We start from the raw sequence: 20,404 nt of genomic DNA on the forward strand, positions 1-20,404 counted from the left end.
TTTGGTTTCCGAATTAGTGAAATTCAAAATTCACAGCTTATGAAGACGTTAAAATTACTTTCGGTTCTTATTTTAGGTTCAATGTTATTTACATCATGTGTGGCAGAGGTGGTGATTGAAGAAGATGTTTTTATCGAGGAACCTACAATTAGTTTGTATGACCTTTTAGGGGATTATGAAATTTGGTATGTTGATATCGAACGTACCCAGGGAAATGGTGAAATTCCTTTCCTGCAGAAAGCATTTACAGTTTCTTTTCGTGGAGGTACGTTTTATGCAAATAACAATTTGGTAGGAATAGGAGATAATGGAGGTGGATTTGGATTGGATGTTGGGTATTATGATACCTTCCGTATGGAAGTGGATATTACTCATGATATCGATGGAAGATACGAGTTGGTGGTGAGCCAATTATCTAACAATGAGATCGAATTGTATGATAGAGTGTCAAACACACGATACTACCTGATAGGTCATCAAAGAAGCACTTTTGATTATGATCGAGTGTTTTATGACAACATTCACTATTTCTTACAAGAGTATGAGGTTTGGGAAAAAGTATACACCAGTGAGTATGGGGTGTTAAACGAATTTGATGAAGAAAATTACCTTCAGTTTTTGTACTACGGTGCAGGAGATAATTTTAACAGCTCACAGGATGCTGTAGGGATTCCGATCGATGATATTTATTACGATTATACCGGGTATTACGAGGTGAATGATATCGCTAATAATTTTTATAGGAAAATTTTAACACTTGATTACGACTATCTGGGCAATGAATACTTCGAATTATCCGTTATCAATGATAGTAAAATAGAATTGTATCATCCAAATTCTGGAACTGTATATCATTTTAAAGGTAGAGGTCATTTACTTTTCAAAAATTCGACCACAGGTAAGAAGATACAAAACGAAACGAAGAGATTAAAAAAGGCCGATTTTAAACTTAGAAAGCTTGTAAAATAAAAGTAAGGATCGCGCTAAACAATATAAACTTTTTGGTTGGTTATTTAGTTGGAAATCGCTCTACAGGAGAAATCTTGTTTGGGCGATTTCTTTTTGCCAAAGACTCTCCGTAAATACATGAAAAAGATGCATGTAGCGCACGAATGACCAAGGCTCATTTTTATTAAAATGAGGAAGTATTTGTCTGATTTTCAGTAAAAATGAGATTAAATAGGTAAGGTGTTCTTTACCTTTAATGTATTCACAAATTAATTTTATAGTATGCTGAAAAAAATCTTAAACATCGAAAACACCAAGAAGTTAAACAAAAAAGAGCAGCAATCAATTCATGGAGGTGGATTTCCGTTTTTTGGAGATTGTTGCGCTTGTGTTTTTACACCAAGAGGAAGACCTTTTCCGATTTTGATCACTCAATCGTGTTCGATTCCATGTCCGGTAGATGGAAGTTTGGAATATGAAGATACAGGATGTTAAAATGGTAAAAGCGAACTTCGGTTCGCTTTTCTTTTTTTAGAAGATATGAAGGCTTTTATGATCTTAGAATGAGGTAGAAACAGAATGTCAATTTGATGTATGGGCTTTCTTCTTTTTTGCATTTTTGATTTTTTGAAAGCTGTTTTATTGCAAAATCTATTAAAACCAACTTTAAGAACAATCAGAATTTAATATATCTGCAAAACACATTATCTTTATACTTTCAAAAAGTTACAAATAACATGGCAACAGCAATCGTGGATTTCGGGATTCAGGAAGCATTACAACAATTAGGTGTTTCGGATCATAATAAAGGAACTTCAACAGGTACAGAATGGTTCTCTTCGGGAGATGCTATCTCTTCCTATTCTCCAGTAGATGGGGAATTGATCGGTAAGGTAGAAACGACAAGTAAGGAGGACTACGAAAAAGTAATTCAAAAAGCACAAGACGCTTTCAAAACATGGAGAGTGATGCCTGCTCCTCAACGAGGAGAAATCGTGAGACAGTTTGGTGAAGAGCTTCGTAAATTAAAAGAGCCTTTAGGTAAATTGGTTTCTTACGAAATGGGAAAATCCTATCAGGAAGGATTAGGAGAAGTACAAGAAATGATTGATATCTGTGATTTTGCAGTAGGTCTTTCTAGACAATTGCACGGTCTAACTATGCATTCAGAACGTCCGGGGCATAGAATGTACGAACAGTATCATCCTCTCGGGATTGTTGGAATTATTTCTGCTTTTAATTTCCCGGTAGCAGTATGGTCTTGGAACACAGCATTAGCGTGGATATGTGGAGATGTTTGTGTTTGGAAACCAAGTGAAAAAACACCTCTATGTGGGGTAGCTTGTCAAAATATTATCGCCAAAGTATTAAAGGCAAATGACTTGCCAGAAGGTATTTCTTGCTTGATCAATGGAGATTACAAAGTGGGAGAGATGATGACTACCGATGGTCGTGTACCTCTTGTTTCTGCTACTGGATCAACCAGAATGGGTAAGATCGTAGCGGCAAAAGTTGGAGAACGTTTAGGAAAGTCTTTGCTCGAACTTGGAGGTAATAATGCGATTATCGTTACACCAGATGCAGATATCAAAATGACGGTGATTGGTGCTGTTTTTGGAGCAGTAGGAACTGCTGGACAACGATGTACGTCAACCCGCAGATTAATTATTCATGATTCTATATACGATCAGGTTAAAAATGCTTTGGTAGACGCCTATGGTCAATTACGAATAGGAAATTCACTTGATGAAAACAACCATGTTGGACCTCTTATCGATACCGATGCAGTAAAAGGATATCAAAATGCTCTTGAAAAAGTAGTTGCAGAAGGAGGAAATATCGTTGTTGAAGGTGGAGTGCTATCTGGAGAAGGGTATGAAAGTGGGTGCTATGTAAAACCTGCTATCGCCGAAGCTAATAATTCATTTGAAATCGTGCAGCACGAAACTTTCGCTCCTGTATTATATCTACTTAAGTACAGTGGAGAGATAGAAAATGCAATCGAAGTTCAAAATGGAGTAGCTCAGGGATTATCGTCGGCTATTATGACCAACAACCTAAGAGAAGCAGAACGATTTTTATCGCATGCCGGATCAGATTGTGGAATCGCCAATGTAAATATTGGAACTTCTGGAGCCGAAATCGGTGGAGCTTTTGGAGGAGAGAAGGAAACTGGTGGAGGCCGAGAGTCTGGATCAGATGCCTGGAAGGTATACATGCGAAGACAAACCAATACTATCAATTATACTACCGAATTACCACTAGCGCAAGGAATTAAATTCGACCTGTAGTCACAACAGATTGATAAAATAAATAGGAACACCTTAATACGATTAAGGTGTTTTTTTTGTTTCTATAATAAAGAAGCATTATACAATCTGCTGATAAGAGATGTTACCGAATGAAGAACGCAACCATTCAGTCAGGGTAACATCTAATTAACGATAGTAGAAACGAGAATAATTAATTAAGATGAAAAAACTTTTTGTAATCCTGTTGACCGTTGCTTTTTTTGGATGTAATGATGACGATTCCACTGATGATCCTATTTTTTGTACAGAAGACTTACGTCCTGGACTAGAGGTGACCGTAACAGATGGAATAAATGGTGATCCAATAACCGAAGGTGTAAATGTTGTGGTTGTTGATGGAGAATATACCGAAACACTGATCCATATCGAAGGAACCGGAACTTTTGTAGGCGCCTACGAACGTGTTGGTACTTACATAATTACAGCCACAAAGGAAGGATATAATGATAGCACTACTGCTGAACCTACCATCGTAGAAGAAGATGCTTGCCATGTAATCACCGAAAAAGTGAGTGTAATTTTGCAGAAAAAGTAATATTCTGTTAATTTTTCTAAAATTTTAAGAAAAAATGTCGAAAATTTAGGTTAGATTTGAGAATTACTCACAAATCAGCTTAATAAAATGAAAACTTTTTTACTCTGTCTCAAACGTTCCGTTTGGGCTTTATCCCTATTCGGGATGGTTGCTTCAGTACATGCTCAACAAGTTAAAGGTCTGAAAACACAAGCGGATCAAATAGTAAAAGGTCACGCGCTTTACAAACAATCCAAAGTTTACGATAGTAAGCACGGGGCCAAGGAAACAAAGATTCAAGCCGTTGGTGATCGTGCAGTCGATCGAATTAATTATGAATTAGAAAGACTGATAAATCCTAATACTGGTGAAATACCTAATGGTATTCGGGATTTGGAGATTGATTTTTCCAAAAACATTCCTGTTGGAAATGAGCTTAAACAATCTGTTAATACAAAGTCTTCTGGTAAATCTAGAAGATTTCAGTATTGGGAAAACCGAGGTCCTTTTAATGTAGGTGGTAGAACACGTGCATTGGCAATTGACCGTACAAACGAGAACATCATCTTTGCAGGTGGTGTGTCTGGTGGTTTATGGCGTTCTTCAAACGGTGGGGAAACATGGAACAGGGTCACCAGTCTTAGACAAACACCTGGTATTACTGCTATCGTTCAAGATCCAAGACCAGGAAAGCATAGAATATGGTATTATGGAACCGGAGAAACTATAGGTGTTTCGGCCAGCGCTGGTGGTGCATTTTTCTCTGGATCTGGTGTTTACAAATCGATAAATGGAGGTAGAACTTGGAGGCTTCTTGAGGCAACCAGCGATAATGATATTCGTTTCGCTTCACCTTTTGACGTTGTGAACTCTATGGTCATTGACCCCAGAAATGGAGATTTATATTTAGGAACAATAGATGGAGTTCAAAGATCTCAAGATGGAGGACGTACTTTTGAAGAGGTTTTAGAAAGTGGTTTTTTAGGAAATACAGAAGTAGCTATTTCTTCTACAGGTCAATTATATGCTACTATACAAAGTTCGGCAAGTGTTAACCCTGGTTTTTTTACTTCAAATGATGGGGATACGTGGACAGAGATTACACCGGATTTTCTTCCTACTACCCTAGGAAGAACGATAATAGAGGTAAGTCCTTCTCAAGAAAATGAAGTGTTTTTCTTTTCTAGAAATACTGGAGCAGGACCTGAAGCTTTCCTTACAAGATATGATACCACTGCTGATCCCGAAGAGGTTTGGACTGATTTAACAGCAAATCTTCCACCAAACTTTGAAAATAGAGGAGGGGTATTTAATCTTCAAACAGGATACAATATGGTACTTGAGGTAAGCCCAGCAGATTCTAACTTGATGTTTGTGGGTGGAACCAACTTATACCGATCTACAGATGGATTTAGCACTCCTGTTGAACGAGGTAGTTGGATTGGTGGGTATAGCCCAGCAGTTAATACTTTTGCAAGCTATACAAATCAGCACCCAGATCAACATGCGTTAGTCTTTTTTCCTTCAAATCCAAATAGAGTGCTATCAGGAAATGATGGGGGAGTATATTTGGCAGAAGATGTAACCACTGAAAACCCAGGAATAGAGCCTGTAGAATGGACTGATTTAAATAATGGGTATTTAACAACACAACCGTATCATGTTGCCTTTGACCCAAGTGGTAATAGCGATGATTTGGTAGCAGGATTTCAGGATAACGGTACCTGGTTTACAAATTCTACCGATGGTACTGCACCATGGGAAGAAGATTTTGGAGGAGATGGATGTTTCTCGGCTATTGCGAATGAAGGTAGTACCAGATATATTTCTGCACAAAGAGGAACACTTTTTAGGTTTAATTTTGATGAAGAAGGCGCTTTTGAGTCTTTTACTAGAGTAACACCAGCAGGAGCTACTGGTTTTCCTTTTGTTACACAATTTTATCTAGATCCTAATGATGAAAGAATCATGTATTTACCTGCAGGCAACCGAGTTTGGAGAAATAATAATTTAGATGAAATTCCTTTGTTCTCAAATACAAATGCCTCAGTAAATTGGGTAGGATTAACCAATTCTGATACTCCAGTAGGAACTAGAATTACTTCTTTAGGGCTTTCCAAATTCCCAGTTGCGAATAGATTATATTATGCAACCAATGCTGGGCAGATCTTTAGAATGGATAATGCCAATCTAGATAATCAGCTAGTTATTAATATTTCTGAAGGTAAAGGATTGCCAGAAGGAGGATTTGTTAATGACATCAATGTGGATCCTTCCAACGCTGATCGTGTAATCGCTACTTTTTCTAATTATGGAATCCCAAGTTTGTTTATTACCGAAGATGGAGGAGATACCTGGGCAAATATTAGCGGTAATTTAGAGGAAAATCCAGATGGGTCAGGAAATGGTCCTTCAGTAAGGAGTACGGCATTCTTTGGAAGTAGTCAAGGATTCTTTGGATCTCGATTACAACGAGTATTTGCTGCTACAAGTACCGGTCTATATTATACAAATAGATTGAATGGTGAAAACACAAGATGGATCAAAGAGTCTTTTGCTATCGGTAATGCTGTGGCAGATGAAGTAGTAACTCGCGATGATGGTTTTATCGCTTTAGCAGTTCATGGTGATGGATTGTTTAGTGCAAGATTTCCTGTATTTAACGAACAACCAGAATCTACATTAAGCGTAGCCTATTTGTTGGATGATCTACGTCTTTCAGAAAATAGCGAAGATGTGCAGGTAAATGTTGCCGATCTTTTTGTGAGCTCTACAGGAGCACCTATTAATATCGAGTTGACCAACACAAATCCTGAGTTAGTAACGGTAACGCAAGAAGGAGATGTTCTTAATCTTTCTTTTGCACCGGATAGCTTGGGTCAGGCAACTATTGGATTGATTGCTACTTCTGGAGAAGAACAAGTGGCAGAAGGATTTACTGTAAACGTATTAGAATTTGCTATTTATGAACAAATTGCAGGTCAGGTTAGAGGTTTCCCATCCCAAAATTTCTTGGATTTTGGAGCATTAGTACAATCCTCAGATGATTTTACCGTACCAGAACAAACTTCTTGGACCGTAGAAAGAATATTAGCATTTGGTGCTGTAAATAATTCTCCTATTTTGGATAATGCCACAGTGGTGATCTACGAGAATAACGGAGGAGTTCCTGGTGCAGAAGTATACAATAGCGGGGCGCTTACACCAATTTCTGATTCTGGAGATACTAATATGAACATTTTACTTCCTGAACCTATAGAGTTAGGCAGTGGAGATTATTGGTTAACGGTATATGCTAATTTAGCATTTTCACCAAACAATACACAATGGTTTTGGGGAGCTCAGGCCGGAGGTATTGGCCAAGAGACACACTTTAGAGATGATTTGAATCTGTTTGGAGTAGGAGCTACCGATTGGACTCCAGTTTCTACAGCATTTGGTGCAGATTCATTAGATCAGATTTTCCAAATTTTTGGAAACCTTAATGATCTTTCTGAAGCAGTAGGATCAGAGACCAAAGATCCAGAGCCATTAACTACACTAGAAAGCAAGTTTAATGCATTGGTTTGGCCAAATCCGTCACAAGGTGATTTTACATTTAACCTGAAGAGCCTTAACGCTAATGGTAAGATCTCCATAAACATTTTTGATATCACGGGTAACCTGGTATATCAGCAAAGTGATTTGGATCCAAATGCTAGATTTGCATGGGATGCATCAAGTCTTGGATCTGGGTTCTATTTTGCGCAAGTTTCAGGTAGCCTGAATAGAACGCTCAAACTTGTAAAAAGATAAGTTAATTAAGCATATTAAAACAAAAAGGAGTTGATATTCTCAGCTCCTTTTTTTATTTTACCAAACATGAAAAGGATAGTATATATTTTGGTAGTGATTGCACTTGTGTCTTGCAAGACTAACACCGTTGCACAAGAACAAGAACCAACCAAAAAAACAAAACCTGCTATAGTGGAAAAACCAAAGTTTGATGATGTAGTTTATGATCGGATAGATCCAAGTACTGTGCATATTGTGGCAACTATTATGGAAGTGGGAGGAGAAAAGACAATTTGTAGTAGAAACTATAATGATGTAGTCAAGATTAAAATTGATGCCGTTAATGGATCTGGACAAGCTATAATAAACTTGTTGTCCGTAGGTCAGGAGATTGAACTGGGTTTTGTAAATAAAACGTTGAGCAGGAATGTGATACAGCAAGATTTGACCAAGGACAAGCAACTGTCTATGGTGGTTATAGAGACTTTATGTCAGGATTTTAATCAAACAACCTATGAAATTGTGAGTTATGGAAGTAAAAAGCAATGAAATGGAGTACCTTAAGGTTTGATTCTTCCCTTTAACAAAAGGCTTTCACAAAAAAATAAACGGATAGCACAATTTTTCTTAAAGTTTAAGAAAAATTATGAAAAAATTAAGTTAGATTTGACGCTTACTCACAAATCAGTTTAATAAAATGAAAAAATTGCTATTCTCGCTCAAACACTCTGTTTGGGCTGTAGCCATGTTGGGAGCTACGACAATCACCTATGCCCAACAACCAACTCTCAAATCTCAGACGAAACCGTCGGCAAAAACACAAACATTAAAAAACCAACAGGTTTTTAGCAGTGATGTTGGTCCGATAGATTATCGTGAAGCGCTTAAACGAGAAGATGCTATTGAGAGAGCGAAGTTCGAATATGAACGTTTAAAGGATCCATCAGGTAAAATTCCAAATGGAATCAGACAAGCGGAAATTGAATTTTCTAGCAAAATTGCTATAGGAGATGATTCTCAAAAATCATTACAGCAAATCTCAAAATCTTCTAAAAGAGCACGTTTTTCAAATTGGAAAAACAGAGGACCAGCTAATGTAGGAGGTAGAACCAGAGCTGTGGCTGTAGATCGTAACAATGAAAATGTGATCTTAGCCGGAGGTGTTTCTGGCGGCCTTTGGAGATCACAAAACGGAGGGCGTACTTGGAGAAAAGTGACTAGACGATTTCAAAATCCTAGTGTAACTGCCATTGTACAGGATCCACGACCTGGAAGAGGATTTACTTGGTATTACAGCTCGGGAGAACGAATCGGAAGTGGTGTTAGTGCAGGAGGTGCTTTCTTTCAAGGGAACGGGATCTTTAAATCACAAGATGGCGGTCGTACCTGGGAACAATTAAGAGCAACGCTTAACGAAAATGTAGGTGCTTTTGAGTCTCCTTTTGATCTTATCAATGATTTGGTAATGAACCCAACGAATGGAGATTTATTTGTAGCCACTTTTAATGGGATTTTTAGATCTCAGGATGGCGGAAATTCTTTTGAAGAAGTACTGGAAACTGGATTTGATAGTTTCGCAGAAATGAGCATTAGTCCAACAGGTATTATTTATGCTTCAACTTCATCCAATGGTGCTCCAAATACTGGTTTTTTAACCTCTAATGATAATGGAGAGACATGGACAAACATTACACCTCCAAATTTTATTCCTGCTTACGGAAGAAGTAAAATCGGAATAGATCACTCGAATGAGAGTACCGTATATTTCTTTACACAAGATAGAAATCCAGCTAATCAAGCTGTGTTATTTAGATATGATGCATCAGCTCCTACTCTAGAAGAAGCTTGGGTAGATCTTACAGCGAATTTACCGGTTACAATACCAATAAATTTTGGTATTGGAGATTTAAATCTTCAAGGTGGATATAACATGGTTTGTGAGGTGCACCCTACACAATCTAATATTGTATTTGTTGGAGGTACATGTTTATACAGATCGAATACAGGGTTTACAACTCCTGCAGGAGCAGAAACCTGGATAGGAGGAAACGGACCTGGAGAATTAGACATTTTATTAAATACTATTGGTAGAGGAGCATCATATACCAATCAGCATGCAGATCAGCACGTTTTAGTGTTTTTCCCGTCAAATCCAAATAAAGCCATCGCTGGTCATGATGGAGGTTTGTCATTAACAGAAGATATTACTGTTGTTAATGATGATGCGGAACAGGTAACTTGGCAGTCATTGAATAATAATTATGTAACAACACACCCGTATCATGTGGCTTTTGATCCACAGTCTGAAGATGAAAACCTTTTAGCCGGATTTCAGGATAATGGTTCTTGGTTTACTAATTCTACAAACCCTACCGATGATTGGGACGAACAACTAGGAGCTGATGGTGGTTATAACGCTATCGCAGACAATGGGAGAACTCATTACGTTTCTGTTCAAAATGGAATCATTCGTCGTCTTAACTTAGATGAAGAAGGAAATAGAGTATCTTTTGCTACTGTGCATCCTGCAGGGGCAACTGGATTTGCATTTATCAATCCTTTTACATTAGATCCAATCAAAGATAACGTGATGTATGTTCCTGCTGGAAATACAATATGGAGAAATAATAACTTGGATGAAATTCCATTGTCATCAACAGGTCCAACACCAGTTAATTGGGTAAACATAGAAACTTCTGCAACGCCAGCAGGAACTCGAGTGACTGCTTTAGAAGTATCAAAATTTCCAGTTGCTAACAGATTATACTACGGTACCAATGCAGGTCAAGTGTTTAGAATGGATAATGCTAATATAGACGGGCAACAAGCAGTTGATATTACTACAGGAAAAGGATTACCTGCAGGGTTTGTGAATGATATCAATATAGATGCTTCAAATTCTGACCGTGTTATTGTTACTTTCTCTAATTATGGAATCCCAAGTGTATTTATTACTGAGGACGGTGGAGATACTTGGACTAATATTAGCGGTAATCTTGAGGAAAACCCTGACGGATCTGGTAATGGTCCTTCTGTAAGAAGTACAGCTTTCTTTGGAGGAAGTCAAGGATTTTTTGGATCTAGAAGACAAAGAATTTACGCTGCAACCAGTACAGGGTTATACTATACTACCAGATTAAATGGAGAAAATACGGTTTGGAGAAAAGAAAACGTAAGAATTGGAAGTGCAGTTACCGATGAGGTGGTAGCCAGAAAAGATGGATTTATCGCTATAGCATCAGGTGGTAGTGGTATGTTCAGTGCACGTTTCCCGGTTTTCAATGAGGTACCAGAACCGACCTTAAGCGTAGCATTTCCTTTAGATGACTTTATAGTAAGTGAAAATAGTGAAGATACAGAAATTGATGTTACTGGGTTATTCGTTCAATCACAAGGGCGCCCTATAGATATCGAGCTTACAAATACAAATCCAGAATTAGTAACAGCAACTTTAGTAGGAGATGTTTTAACACTATCATATACTTCGGATGCCATAGGAGCCGCATCTATTGGTTTGATAGCGACTTCAGGAGAAGAACAAGTTTCTGAAGGATTTACAATCACTGTAGAAGAGCCTTCTATTTATGAGCAAACAAATGCAATTGTAAGTACTTTACCTTCTCAGAATTTCTTAGATTTTGGTGGATTGGCACAGTCGGCGGATGATTTTACAGTGCCAGCAGGAGATACTTGGAGCATAAACAGAATATTAGCATTTGGAAGTTTTGGTGGAGCCGGAGCACTTGATAATGTAACAGTGGTAATTTATCAAGATAATGCCGGACTTCCGGGAGATGAGGTGTACAATAGCGGAGAGATTGTTCCGATTTCAGAAGCCAATGATGCAAATCTTAATATAGCACTTCCAGAAGTGGTTACGTTAGAAAGTGGCAATTATTGGGTATCTGTATATGTTAATCTTGCTTTTGCCGGATCTAACATTTGGAATTGGTTATCACAAAATAATGCGGTAGGAGAACAAAGTCACTTTAGAGATTTCCTAAATCTTTTCGGAACTGGCGCGGTAGATTGGACAAGCGGAGCTGCGGCATTTGGTAGAGTACCACTTGATCAAAGATTTCAAATTTTTGGAGACGTTACAGGTTCAGGGGGCGATGAGACAGAAGGAGCAGAAACAGAACTGGCATCTATAGAGTTTACCAGTGCTGGGGTTCATCCTAACCCTTCTAATGGTGAATTTATTTTCAACTTCGGAGATAAATTATCAAAATCAGGAGGAAAAACTACAGTTAGAATATACAATAGTATAGGAAGATTAGTACAGGTTAATACTGATATTAGTCTAAGCGGACCTTTTGTTTGGAATGCTTCGAACTTTGCTCCTGGATTGTATTTTGCAAAATTCTCTGGAGATAATATACAAGGAACATTTAAACTAGTTAAAAACTAATTAGTTTTAGAATATAATAGAGAAAAGGAGTTGAATATTCAACTCCTTTTTTTTGATGCTATAGAATTATATGTATTTATCGGTTGGTTTCAAACAAAACCCCATAATGCATTAATCACTGATTAGATAACATCATAATGATTCCTATTACTATTATGATGAATAGTACAAAAAAGAAAATTTTCCAGAAAGAGTAAGGCCGTTTTCCAGAAATAGCTCCAGTTTGCCCATTGATGTAAAAATTATAGGTTTTACCGCTGAATCTGTATGCACTAATATAAACAGGAAGTAAAATATGTTTGAAGGTTTCTTCAGAAAGTGTCATATCTATGGAAGAAACACGTTGGGTGTCTCCTCCAATATCTCTACGCGCCCAGGTGGTTGCGATACGCTCTGCTTCTCGGGTAGAGGCAAGATGACCATCTTTTAGGGGAATTGTATATTTTTCGGTTACAAAGCCCGCTAAATAGCTTGTATTAAAACTTTCTAAAGCCTCTAAATTCCAATTAGAAATCTTTGATGGGATTGGATTTTTATGTTGATGAGAGGCTTCGATAAGGGTGTCATCCACAAAACCACTGATAGAACCTCTTACAGGAGTCCATCTGGTTCTTCGTTCTTGTCTTGTTCGTTGTACTCGTTTCCCATTTACTGTTGCCGTATAGGGCACAGTAACATAATAATAATCTCCCCTTTGCCCAGAGTAGTTGGCATATAACTGTGCGTCAAAAGTCCAATAGGGTAAATATAACCCTTTAGTGTTTTGTGGATCTAATGCGGCTTTTTTGAGTTTGCTGGGGGCAAACCACAATCCTTTTACCCACTTTGAAAATATTTGATGCGATTTTTTTTGGTCGAATTGAAACGGAAGTACCGCACCTGGTAAAATCCAATCTTCTTTATAAGCATCTTCAATGATTAGTGGTGTGGTGCAATATACACAATGCAAAGACTTATAATTTTCTTCAACATGTTGATTCGCCCCACAGTTTTTGCATTGCAACATCACAATCTTTTCCGAATGTGATTGTGAGCCCATCTCATTTAGATAGGGTTTGAGTTCCAACTCTTGAAATCCATTAGAATCTTGAACGATTTCCTCTACATTTCCGCAGTATTCACAAGTAATAGAGGTGGTACCGGGCTTGTATTTAAGTTCTGCTCCACAATTGGAACAGGACTTTTTTTGTTCTGAAACAGCTCTTTTTTCTTCTTCCATAAATCCGATATCCCGATCATTATCCAATTGCAATGATCGGGTTTGATGATTTCTATATTATATATCTTATTAGTTCCCAGGTAGTGGTGGTGGTGTACTACCTCCCAAAAATGACTTTAATTCTTCGACATCTTTCAAAGCAGTCCAATTGGCCATTCCTTGTTTCCAAACCAAAGAATCTTTATTTACTGTTCTGTTAGCAAAAAGAGCTTTTAATTGATCAAATGAAACAGGGCCTGCTTGTTGTCCATTATGAGCGTAAAAATACTGTGCTTGTACCGGCATTGGGGGAGGAGCTGTAGGAGAGGTAGGTTGTACCTGAGCTTGTTGCTGTCCTGCCATTGGATTCATCATGCCTCCCATTTGCTGGGCTAGAACAAACCCCATTCCCATTCCCATTCCGGCGCCAGCTGTACCACCTTCATTAGCTGCAGCGGCTTCGATAGCTTTGGCGGTTTTGAATTTAGTCAACTTATCCAAATCCAACTTATCGATTCGACTGTATTCAAAAATTTCCTTCTTCAATTCTTCTGGCATCGATACATTTTCGATGAAGAATTTTTCTAATGAAATTCCAACAGAATTAAATTCAGGTTGCATCACCTCCAAACAGGTTTCAGAAAGTTCAGTGGTATTGGCAGCATATAATTCGATGGGCAAATTTGCTTCACCAATAGTATCTGTAAAACGAGTAGATATCAAGCTTTTCAAATGCTCGTTAATTTCAAAATTTGTAAAGTTGGCATCAGTACCTACTACATCGATAATAAACTTACCAGGGTCATTAATTTTGAAGGCATAGGTTCCAAAAGCTCTTATCTCTACCAATCCGAAACGATCATCATTGAGTGTAATAGGGTTTTTTGTACCCCATTTTTCGTCGGTAAACAGATGTGTGTTTACAAAATATACTTCAGCTTTAAATGGACTGTTAAAACCGTATTTCCAACCCTTTAAGGTTGCCAAGATAGGCAGATTTTGTGTGTTTAGGGTGTAAGTACCGGGAGCAAATACATCGGCAAGTTTTCCTTCATTAATAAATACAGCAGTTTGCCCTTCTCTTACGATGAGTTGAGCACCGTTTTTTATTTCATTTTGATAGCGTTCAAATCGATGAACAATGGTATCATCTGTATGGTCTAACCACTCAATTATATCGATAAATTCGTGGCTGAGTTTTTTCTTTATTTCGTCAAAAATTCCCATGGATTGTCTATTTTATGAATTCGTGTCCTAAATCTACAAAATAGAAATGTCGAAGAAAAATTAATTTTAAAGTTAATAGTGATCGTATAAATACAACAAGCTTCAAAGAAATAAGATCTTCGAAGCTTGTAAATTAAGGACAAACACTCTCTAATAAATGAAAATTAGGAGTTGAAACAAAAGCATTGACCACCGTCATATATACCACCGGCAAGTCCACATTTGCCGCGACCACTACCGCAGCAAATTTGATCTCCTTTTCGGCAAGCGATTCCTATAGGAAGATGGAGAACAAACCCCTGACCAGTAATATGTTTTTGTTGGTCCCGGTCGATTTTTTCAACGTTTTCAAGATGTAAGATGTTTTTGAGCATGATAGTAAATTTTAATATGGTTAATGATTAACAACAAGCTCTTTGTACTGAAACCAGGGGCCAACCCCTCCATAGATTCCATATCCTATAAGCCATTTAGTTCTTTTTGCGCCATCAAATTGAGCAGGAAAACGAAGTAATGTTCCATTTGACGGAACTTCTGTGTTTAAGGCCGGTGCCCAATAGTGTTCACCCGTAGACCAATTATATGCTTGATAAAAGATGTTAAGCTGGTATTTATGGCTAGCTTCCGGAGCTTGATTTAATATTTCCTGCGGGACAACTAGAGTATAGTTTATGTTGGTAAACGGGGTTGTCTCATTTGGACCGTATAACCCTGGTGCTAAAGTGAAAATTTTACCATTATCGTTTTCAATGGTTTCAATTTTGAAAGGATTGGTTTCAAGATCGTGGTTGATGATCTCATCTGCTTCTTCCTTCTCACAAGATGTGAAAACCAAAAGTGCAAGGATTGGTAAAAAATAAAATACTTTTTTCATTTGTTTTAATTTTAAAGATTAATTTGTTAGCTGAAAGTGGACAAATATAGATGTAGTATTTGCTTGAAAACAAACGACTTATATCGAAATTCATGAAATCAATATCGAAATTCATGAATTCCGATATTTTTATTTTTCGGAGTATTTGCTTTTTAATGAAGTGCCATTTTTTTGGGGTGTAGTTACATTTTTTATAGAAACTGTTATTGGTTCAAAATCTTATATTTGTAGCACTTGCAACTCCTTTTTCGTAAGCAAATGATAGTCTTAATACCCAAAAAAACAAATGGTTTTTTTAGCTTAATTAGTCTGTTTAGACTATTCTCAGTTTTTGTTTTGGGGGTGTATACTACAGTTGGGCAAGAGTCGATTACTAAGGATTCGTTGCAGAAACTCTCTTACGACGAGTTGTACGCTGCCTACAGAAATGCAAATGGGGATACGCTTATATCCAAATTGTATTTATCGACATATCTCGAAAAAGCAATGGCCGATAAGGATACGATAAAAATGGCAGAAGCCTATAGTTCTTTATCCTATTATGCGGCCGAGGAATCCGAAAAGATAGCACTGCTGGATTTGGCTATTGCCATTACCAAAAGATTAGATAATGATAGATATCCTATAAAGGCGTACTCTTTTAAAGGAGGGTATTATTTTACAAAAGGCGATTATCAACGTGCCTTAGATAATTATATCCTTGCCTTAGCATTATCAGAACAAGTACAAAATACCGAGTACATACAAAGTACCAATCATAACATTGCCTGCATAAAAACCAAGATTGATAAGCATGAAGAAGCACTTACTTTGTTTAAAGAGAATTTTGAATATGAGAGTGATAGAGAGGAATTAAATGTGATGTCTTATTTGTTGTCATTGATTCCTATGGCAGAGTCCTATCGGTATAACAAATTGCTGGATTCGGCTTCTTTCTATAATCATAAAGGGATTGAGATGTCCTTGAAAAGCAAAAAACTTAAACATCATTTTTATGGGAAGCTGGTGCTAAATGAAGGAGTTAATTTATTCTTTAAAGAGCATTTTGACCGTGCATACGATAGCATCAACAAGGGCATACGATTGCTGAAAGAAGAACAGATAAAAGATAATGAGAGTTATGTACTGGGATCTTTTTATTTGGGTCAGCTTTATCTTAAAAAGGAAGATACACTTCGAGCAGAAAAGGAGTTTTTGCATATGGATGCTCTAATTCAAAAGGATAACATTATTCTTCCTGAAACCAGAAAAGGATATGAGTTTTTGATTGCATGGTATAAGGCCAATTCAGAACAAGAAAAGCAATTGACCTATATTAATAGATTGCTTCAATTTGACCGTGTGATTGGAAGTCAAAGAGCATCTGTTTCTACCAAGTTGTTTAAAGAGTTTGACACTCCTTTATTACTAAAAGAAAAAGAAGATGTAATCACTGAACTGGAAAAGAATGCAAGTGCCCTTAGTTTTTGGGTGATCATACTGGTTTTATTGTCATTAATGGCTACTGGTTTTACATATTATCAATTTGTAAAAAGAAAGAAGTACCAACAAAAATTTAATGAATTACTGACCCAAGGAAATAAAAGAGAAGAATCGTCTACAAAATTGGCAGATGATGAAATAGGAATTGCAGATGAGGTAGTTAACGACATTCTTAGTAAACTGAATCAGTTCGAAGAAGAGCTTCAATTTCTTCAGAAGAATATTAGTATTTCTTCTCTTGCAAAAGAAATTAATACAAATACGAAATATTTATCAAAGGTTATTAATTATCATAAAAATAAGAGCTTCACCAATTACGTAAATGAATTAAGGGTGCAGTATAGTGTAGAACAATTAAAAGAAAATACATCCTTAAAAAATTATACGATACAAGGTATTGCTGAAGAAATGGGTTTTAATAGCGCAGAATCATTTTCGGCCGCCTTTAAAAAGAGTACTGGGATTAAACCTTCTTATTTTATCCGTAAACTCACCTCTTTACCCATTGAATAATTTATCGAAATTCATGAAATCCATGTAATGTGGCTATATTAAATAGCTGGTTTTGCTATTCTTATTATACATTTGAGTAAACAACGTAAACCACTATAAGGCAAGGACATGAAAAAAGTAAAAGCAAAAAAATTAGAGCTTAAAAAGCTAAATGTTGCTCAATTAGATCGATTGGATACGATAAAGGGAGAGGGCACCTCTATTTTAACCATTTTAATACAAACTGAGAATCCTCGGGTATGTCCAAAAGACACCGATAAATGTCACACTCATGATTGTCCGGGAACAACAATAATTCGTATTTGAGAATTTGATAAAAAGAAAGAGGACTTCGATAGTCCTCTTTTCTATTTAATTTCTTCCTCTTTCTTCAGGATAAAGCAGATGTACAGGATCACTTTGCCAGTATTCTTTGGTATCTATATCCATAATAGTTAGAGGGCCTTTAAAAGCTGCTCCTGTATCCATATTCCAAACGCATGCCGCGTTAATAGGTACGGTTTTGTTGATTCGAGTAACAGGAGTATGCCCTATGTATATTTCGTCAAAAATCAATAATCTCTTAGGATACCTACAGTCCGTTTTTTCTAGTTGAGCGTCTAGTCCAAGGGCTGTTTCCCAAAGGGTTCTATCCCAGTAAAACAATTTTTCAAAATACTCTCGGTGTGGACCATTCAAATTGGTAAAACCTGCATGCAAAAACAATCGATTACGGTTATCGATATGATAGTTAATTAATCCTTCAAAGAAGTGCAAGTGAGCTTCAATTTCCTCTTTGGACTTTTTTGCATACGAATTCATGGTAGCTTGACCGCCATGTTTAATCCAATCAGAATTATAGGTGTTTTGAGTCAACCAGGTATAACATAATTCGTCGTGATTCCCTCTTAGAAATGTGCAATTATGGGTAGTGTTTAATTCCATTAAGAAGGAGATCAACTCAGCACTTTCGCTCCAACCATCTACGTAATCTCCAAGGAAAATAAGATGATCATCGGGAGTTACATTTATTTTTTGTATTAATTGTTTCAAGGCTTTTAGTGCGCCGTGAATATCACCTATTACCAAATTTCTGCTCATGTTTTTTTACTAGATATTAACTGTATCTGACTTTTCTTAAAATTCTTATGCTTTCTTTGTAAAGGGAGTATACTTTACCGTTGTACGTTTTTAGATGGGGTTTGGCGTCTTCAAGTTTTTCTTTTGCTTCTTTAAAATCATTAAAATAACAGATCAAATAAGTTGCAGGGAGGTTTAACAAATCATTCTCTTCATTTTTTGATAAAGGAATTTTGTTTTTTAACTTATCAATTAGTGCATTATTACTGTTGTACAAATGGTATAATGTTTTTCGATCAAACTGTGGGGGGTCAAAAAGTAGTTTACTTTCAATATCATAACTCACATTGTCCTTGAAAGTGATGACGACTTCTTCAAGCGGATAATATTTGTAAGTCTCTTGCAATCCAAGTTGTACATATTCTACAATTTTAAACTGATCTTCGGATAGAGATATGCTCACCTCGTCAAGTTCTGAATAAAAAAGCTTAACCTGTTCATTAATCAATGCAATATCGACTCTAGAGTAATAAGCGTCTCCGTTTTGTCTTTTTTCTTTGCCCGCCCAGCAAACCACAAAATACTCTTTAAAAACCTTGTAAGTGGGGTTATAATCTTTTCTGGAATTCATAAAATCAAAAACACCATCCAGAGTAAGCTCAATATTGTTTTGTGCATGGCTTTCGATGGCACTTACAATTTCAGAATTGACATCTTTGATTTCAATATCAAAAACTTTGGGCATGCTAATACTTCCATCCCTGAAAAAGACCGTTCCACCATAGTATTTCCAGATGTTTTTGCGTAGCGCACATATTTTATTGGATTGTGATCGGATCGATACCAGTCCAACTACTTTGTCTCCAGGCAAATGCGGGAAAGGGATATTTTCGTAAGCTACCAAAGGCGGATTTTCAAGATATGCATTAACCAGATTTTGGATTTTGCTATCGTCAAAAAAATCTACACCAACGATCTGATTATCTTCATCTTCAACGCCAATCACAATATAAGAGTTGTTTTCAGGATTAGAATTGGATAAAGCACAGATATGTTTCAAAAACTTGGCTTTACCCTCTTTTTCGCCAATATTAAGCTTCCTCTTTTTGTCATAAAAACTATTTTCGTCATTATGAGCGAGTAGGTTCTTGATAAGTAGGCGTTTATTAATCATTCCTTTTACAAATTGCAATCGACATTTTTCCCAATATAAACTTAGCTATTTTTATTCGGGAGACAATGATGTGAAAATAAAGAAATCATAAACTTTTGTTAACCATTGTACTTGTAGCTTGGGCTGTAGGCAATACAATCAAGTCCGAAATATTGACGTGATAGGGTCTGGTAACAACAAAAACGATGATATCTGCAATGTCATTTGGGGTAAGTGGGTCAAAACCTTTGTATACATTATCTGCTCGATCATCATCTCCTTTAAATCGTACATTGCTGAATTCGGTTTCTACCAAACCAGGATGAACAGCTCCCACTTTTATGCCATACTGATTAAGATCAATAAGCATGGCTTTGTTTACTGCATCTACAGCATGCTTACTGGCACAATAGACATTACCATTGGGGTATACCTCTTTGGCAGCTATAGAACCGATATTGATGATGTGACCCGATTTTTGATTGACCATCTTTGGGATGATCGCTTTTGATACATACAACAACCCTTTTACATTAATATCCATCATAGCATCCCAATCCTCTAGACTTCCAGTTTGTATAGGATCCAATCCATGAGCGTTACCCGCGTTATTGATCAAGATATCGATAGTGTCGAAATCAGAAGGAAGACTTTCTATGGCATCAAATACGGCTTGTTTATCTCTTACGTCAAAAGACAAGGTGTGTACTTGGGTGTGTTCTCCTAATTCCTGTTGTAGTTGATCAAGCCGGTCTGCTCTTCTTCCGCATAGAATTAATTTGTAGTGTAATTTGGCAAATGCAATGGCAGTAGATTTTCCGATGCCACTGGTAGCGCCTGTAATTAAGGCTGTTTTCATAGGTGAATACTTATTCTTTTTATTTTAGAAATTCTGATTACTAAAAATGGTCATACCAACCATTAGATATAGCAACATAT

General features: G+C 36.9%; 15 protein-coding genes. 9 read left to right on the plus strand and 6 right to left on the minus strand.

Annotated elements, in window-relative coordinates; all coding sequences use genetic code 11:
• Window positions 1–39: 39 nt before the first annotated feature.
• The 7 genes from ACXAGJ_RS04875 to ACXAGJ_RS04905 all read left to right on the plus strand — a co-directional run bounded on the left by ACXAGJ_RS04875 (window position 40) and on the right by ACXAGJ_RS04905 (window position 11,959).
• Complete coding sequence (locus ACXAGJ_RS04875) at window positions 40–969, plus strand: nicotinic acid mononucleotide adenyltransferase (protein WP_474837642.1); 930 nt, start codon at window positions 40–42, stop codon at window positions 967–969.
• 261 nt (window positions 970–1,230) lie between these two features.
• Window positions 1,231–1,443: a hypothetical protein gene (locus tag ACXAGJ_RS04880; RefSeq protein WP_474837644.1), complete on the plus strand. Its 213-nt coding sequence runs from the start codon at window positions 1,231–1,233 to the stop codon at window positions 1,441–1,443.
• Between the two features lie 242 nt (window positions 1,444–1,685).
• Window positions 1,686–3,239: an L-piperidine-6-carboxylate dehydrogenase gene (gene amaB, locus ACXAGJ_RS04885; protein WP_474837646.1), complete on the plus strand. Its 1,554-nt coding sequence runs from the start codon at window positions 1,686–1,688 to the stop codon at window positions 3,237–3,239.
• A 181-nt stretch (window positions 3,240–3,420) separates the two neighbouring features.
• The gene (locus ACXAGJ_RS04890; protein ID WP_474837648.1) at window positions 3,421–3,795 is read left to right on the plus strand and encodes a hypothetical protein; all 375 of its coding nucleotides are present in this window, start codon (window positions 3,421–3,423) and stop codon (window positions 3,793–3,795) included.
• Window positions 3,796–3,882: 87 nt separating this feature from the next.
• The gene (locus ACXAGJ_RS04895) at window positions 3,883–7,569 is read left to right on the plus strand and encodes a T9SS type A sorting domain-containing protein (protein WP_474837650.1); all 3,687 of its coding nucleotides are present in this window, start codon (window positions 3,883–3,885) and stop codon (window positions 7,567–7,569) included.
• A gap of 66 nt (window positions 7,570–7,635) precedes the next feature.
• Window positions 7,636–8,097 (plus strand): hypothetical protein, encoded by a 462-nt coding sequence (locus tag ACXAGJ_RS04900; RefSeq protein WP_474837652.1) that lies wholly within the window; start codon window positions 7,636–7,638, stop codon window positions 8,095–8,097.
• 148 nt (window positions 8,098–8,245) lie between these two features.
• Window positions 8,246–11,959 (plus strand): T9SS type A sorting domain-containing protein, encoded by a 3,714-nt coding sequence (locus tag ACXAGJ_RS04905; RefSeq protein WP_474837654.1) that lies wholly within the window; start codon window positions 8,246–8,248, stop codon window positions 11,957–11,959.
• 115 nt (window positions 11,960–12,074) lie between these two features.
• On the opposite strand, the gene ACXAGJ_RS04910 is transcribed toward ACXAGJ_RS04905, so the two are convergent.
• The 3 genes from ACXAGJ_RS04910 to ACXAGJ_RS04920 form a co-directional block, all read right to left on the minus strand.
• A complete protein-coding gene (locus tag ACXAGJ_RS04910; RefSeq protein ID WP_474838049.1) occupies window positions 12,075–13,178 on the minus strand; it encodes a TFIIB-type zinc ribbon-containing protein in 1,104 nt (367 codons plus the stop codon).
• A 69-nt stretch (window positions 13,179–13,247) separates the two neighbouring features.
• Window positions 13,248–14,384: an SPFH domain-containing protein gene (locus ACXAGJ_RS04915; RefSeq protein WP_474837656.1), complete on the minus strand. Its 1,137-nt coding sequence runs from the start codon at window positions 14,382–14,384 to the stop codon at window positions 13,248–13,250.
• Window positions 14,385–14,778: 394 nt separating this feature from the next.
• Complete coding sequence (locus tag ACXAGJ_RS04920) at window positions 14,779–15,258, minus strand: hypothetical protein (RefSeq protein ID WP_474837658.1); 480 nt, start codon at window positions 15,256–15,258, stop codon at window positions 14,779–14,781.
• A gap of 258 nt (window positions 15,259–15,516) precedes the next feature.
• Between ACXAGJ_RS04920 and ACXAGJ_RS04925 the strand changes: the two genes are divergently transcribed.
• Window positions 15,517–17,253, plus strand: coding sequence for a helix-turn-helix domain-containing protein (locus ACXAGJ_RS04925; RefSeq protein WP_474837660.1), 1,737 nt, complete (start codon window positions 15,517–15,519; stop codon window positions 17,251–17,253).
• Between the two features lie 108 nt (window positions 17,254–17,361).
• Window positions 17,362–17,559, plus strand: a complete 198-nt coding sequence (locus ACXAGJ_RS04930; protein WP_474837662.1) for a hypothetical protein — start codon at window positions 17,362–17,364, stop codon at window positions 17,557–17,559.
• 45 nt (window positions 17,560–17,604) lie between these two features.
• Here the strand turns inward: ACXAGJ_RS04930 and ACXAGJ_RS04935 are convergent, their stop codons facing one another.
• The 3 genes from ACXAGJ_RS04935 to ACXAGJ_RS04945 form a co-directional block, all read right to left on the minus strand.
• The gene (locus ACXAGJ_RS04935; RefSeq protein ID WP_474837664.1) at window positions 17,605–18,333 is read right to left on the minus strand and encodes a metallophosphoesterase family protein; all 729 of its coding nucleotides are present in this window, start codon (window positions 18,331–18,333) and stop codon (window positions 17,605–17,607) included.
• Between the two features lie 16 nt (window positions 18,334–18,349).
• Window positions 18,350–19,486 (minus strand): DUF5929 domain-containing protein, encoded by a 1,137-nt coding sequence (locus tag ACXAGJ_RS04940; RefSeq protein ID WP_474837666.1) that lies wholly within the window; start codon window positions 19,484–19,486, stop codon window positions 18,350–18,352.
• Between the two features lie 85 nt (window positions 19,487–19,571).
• Window positions 19,572–20,324 carry an SDR family NAD(P)-dependent oxidoreductase gene (locus ACXAGJ_RS04945; protein ID WP_474837668.1) on the minus strand — a complete coding sequence of 251 codons (753 nt, stop codon included), beginning with the start codon at window positions 20,322–20,324 and terminating at the stop codon, window positions 19,572–19,574.
• Between the last annotated feature and the right edge of the window lie 80 nt (window positions 20,325–20,404).

The sequence above is a fragment of the Aquimarina sp. AWH4_224 genome (genome assembly GCF_056160245.1).

Excerpts from the sequence above, each read along its gene's own strand:
- ACXAGJ_RS04915 (WP_474837656.1), bottom strand. The coding sequence starts at position 14,384 with ATGGGAATTTTTGACGAAATAAAGAAAAAACTCAGCCACGAATTTATC.
- ACXAGJ_RS04875 (WP_474837642.1), top strand. The coding sequence starts at position 40 with ATGAAGACGTTAAAATTACTTTCGGTTCTTATTTTAGGTTCAATGTTA.
- ACXAGJ_RS04945 (WP_474837668.1), bottom strand. The coding sequence starts at position 20,324 with ATGAAAACAGCCTTAATTACAGGCGCTACCAGTGGCATCGGAAAATCT.
- ACXAGJ_RS04895 (WP_474837650.1), top strand. The coding sequence starts at position 3,883 with ATGAAAACTTTTTTACTCTGTCTCAAACGTTCCGTTTGGGCTTTATCC.
- ACXAGJ_RS04935 (WP_474837664.1), bottom strand. The coding sequence starts at position 18,333 with ATGAGCAGAAATTTGGTAATAGGTGATATTCACGGCGCACTAAAAGCC.
- ACXAGJ_RS04920 (WP_474837658.1), bottom strand. The coding sequence starts at position 15,258 with ATGAAAAAAGTATTTTATTTTTTACCAATCCTTGCACTTTTGGTTTTC.
- ACXAGJ_RS04905 (WP_474837654.1), top strand. The coding sequence starts at position 8,246 with ATGAAAAAATTGCTATTCTCGCTCAAACACTCTGTTTGGGCTGTAGCC.
- ACXAGJ_RS04900 (WP_474837652.1), top strand. The coding sequence starts at position 7,636 with ATGAAAAGGATAGTATATATTTTGGTAGTGATTGCACTTGTGTCTTGC.
- ACXAGJ_RS04925 (WP_474837660.1), top strand. The coding sequence starts at position 15,517 with ATGATAGTCTTAATACCCAAAAAAACAAATGGTTTTTTTAGCTTAATT.
- ACXAGJ_RS04910 (WP_474838049.1), bottom strand. The coding sequence starts at position 13,178 with ATGGAAGAAGAAAAAAGAGCTGTTTCAGAACAAAAAAAGTCCTGTTCC.
- amaB (WP_474837646.1), top strand. The coding sequence starts at position 1,686 with ATGGCAACAGCAATCGTGGATTTCGGGATTCAGGAAGCATTACAACAA.
- ACXAGJ_RS04930 (WP_474837662.1), top strand. The coding sequence starts at position 17,362 with ATGAAAAAAGTAAAAGCAAAAAAATTAGAGCTTAAAAAGCTAAATGTT.
- ACXAGJ_RS04940 (WP_474837666.1), bottom strand. The coding sequence starts at position 19,486 with ATGATTAATAAACGCCTACTTATCAAGAACCTACTCGCTCATAATGAC.
- ACXAGJ_RS04890 (WP_474837648.1), top strand. The coding sequence starts at position 3,421 with ATGAAAAAACTTTTTGTAATCCTGTTGACCGTTGCTTTTTTTGGATGT.
- ACXAGJ_RS04880 (WP_474837644.1), top strand. The coding sequence starts at position 1,231 with ATGCTGAAAAAAATCTTAAACATCGAAAACACCAAGAAGTTAAACAAA.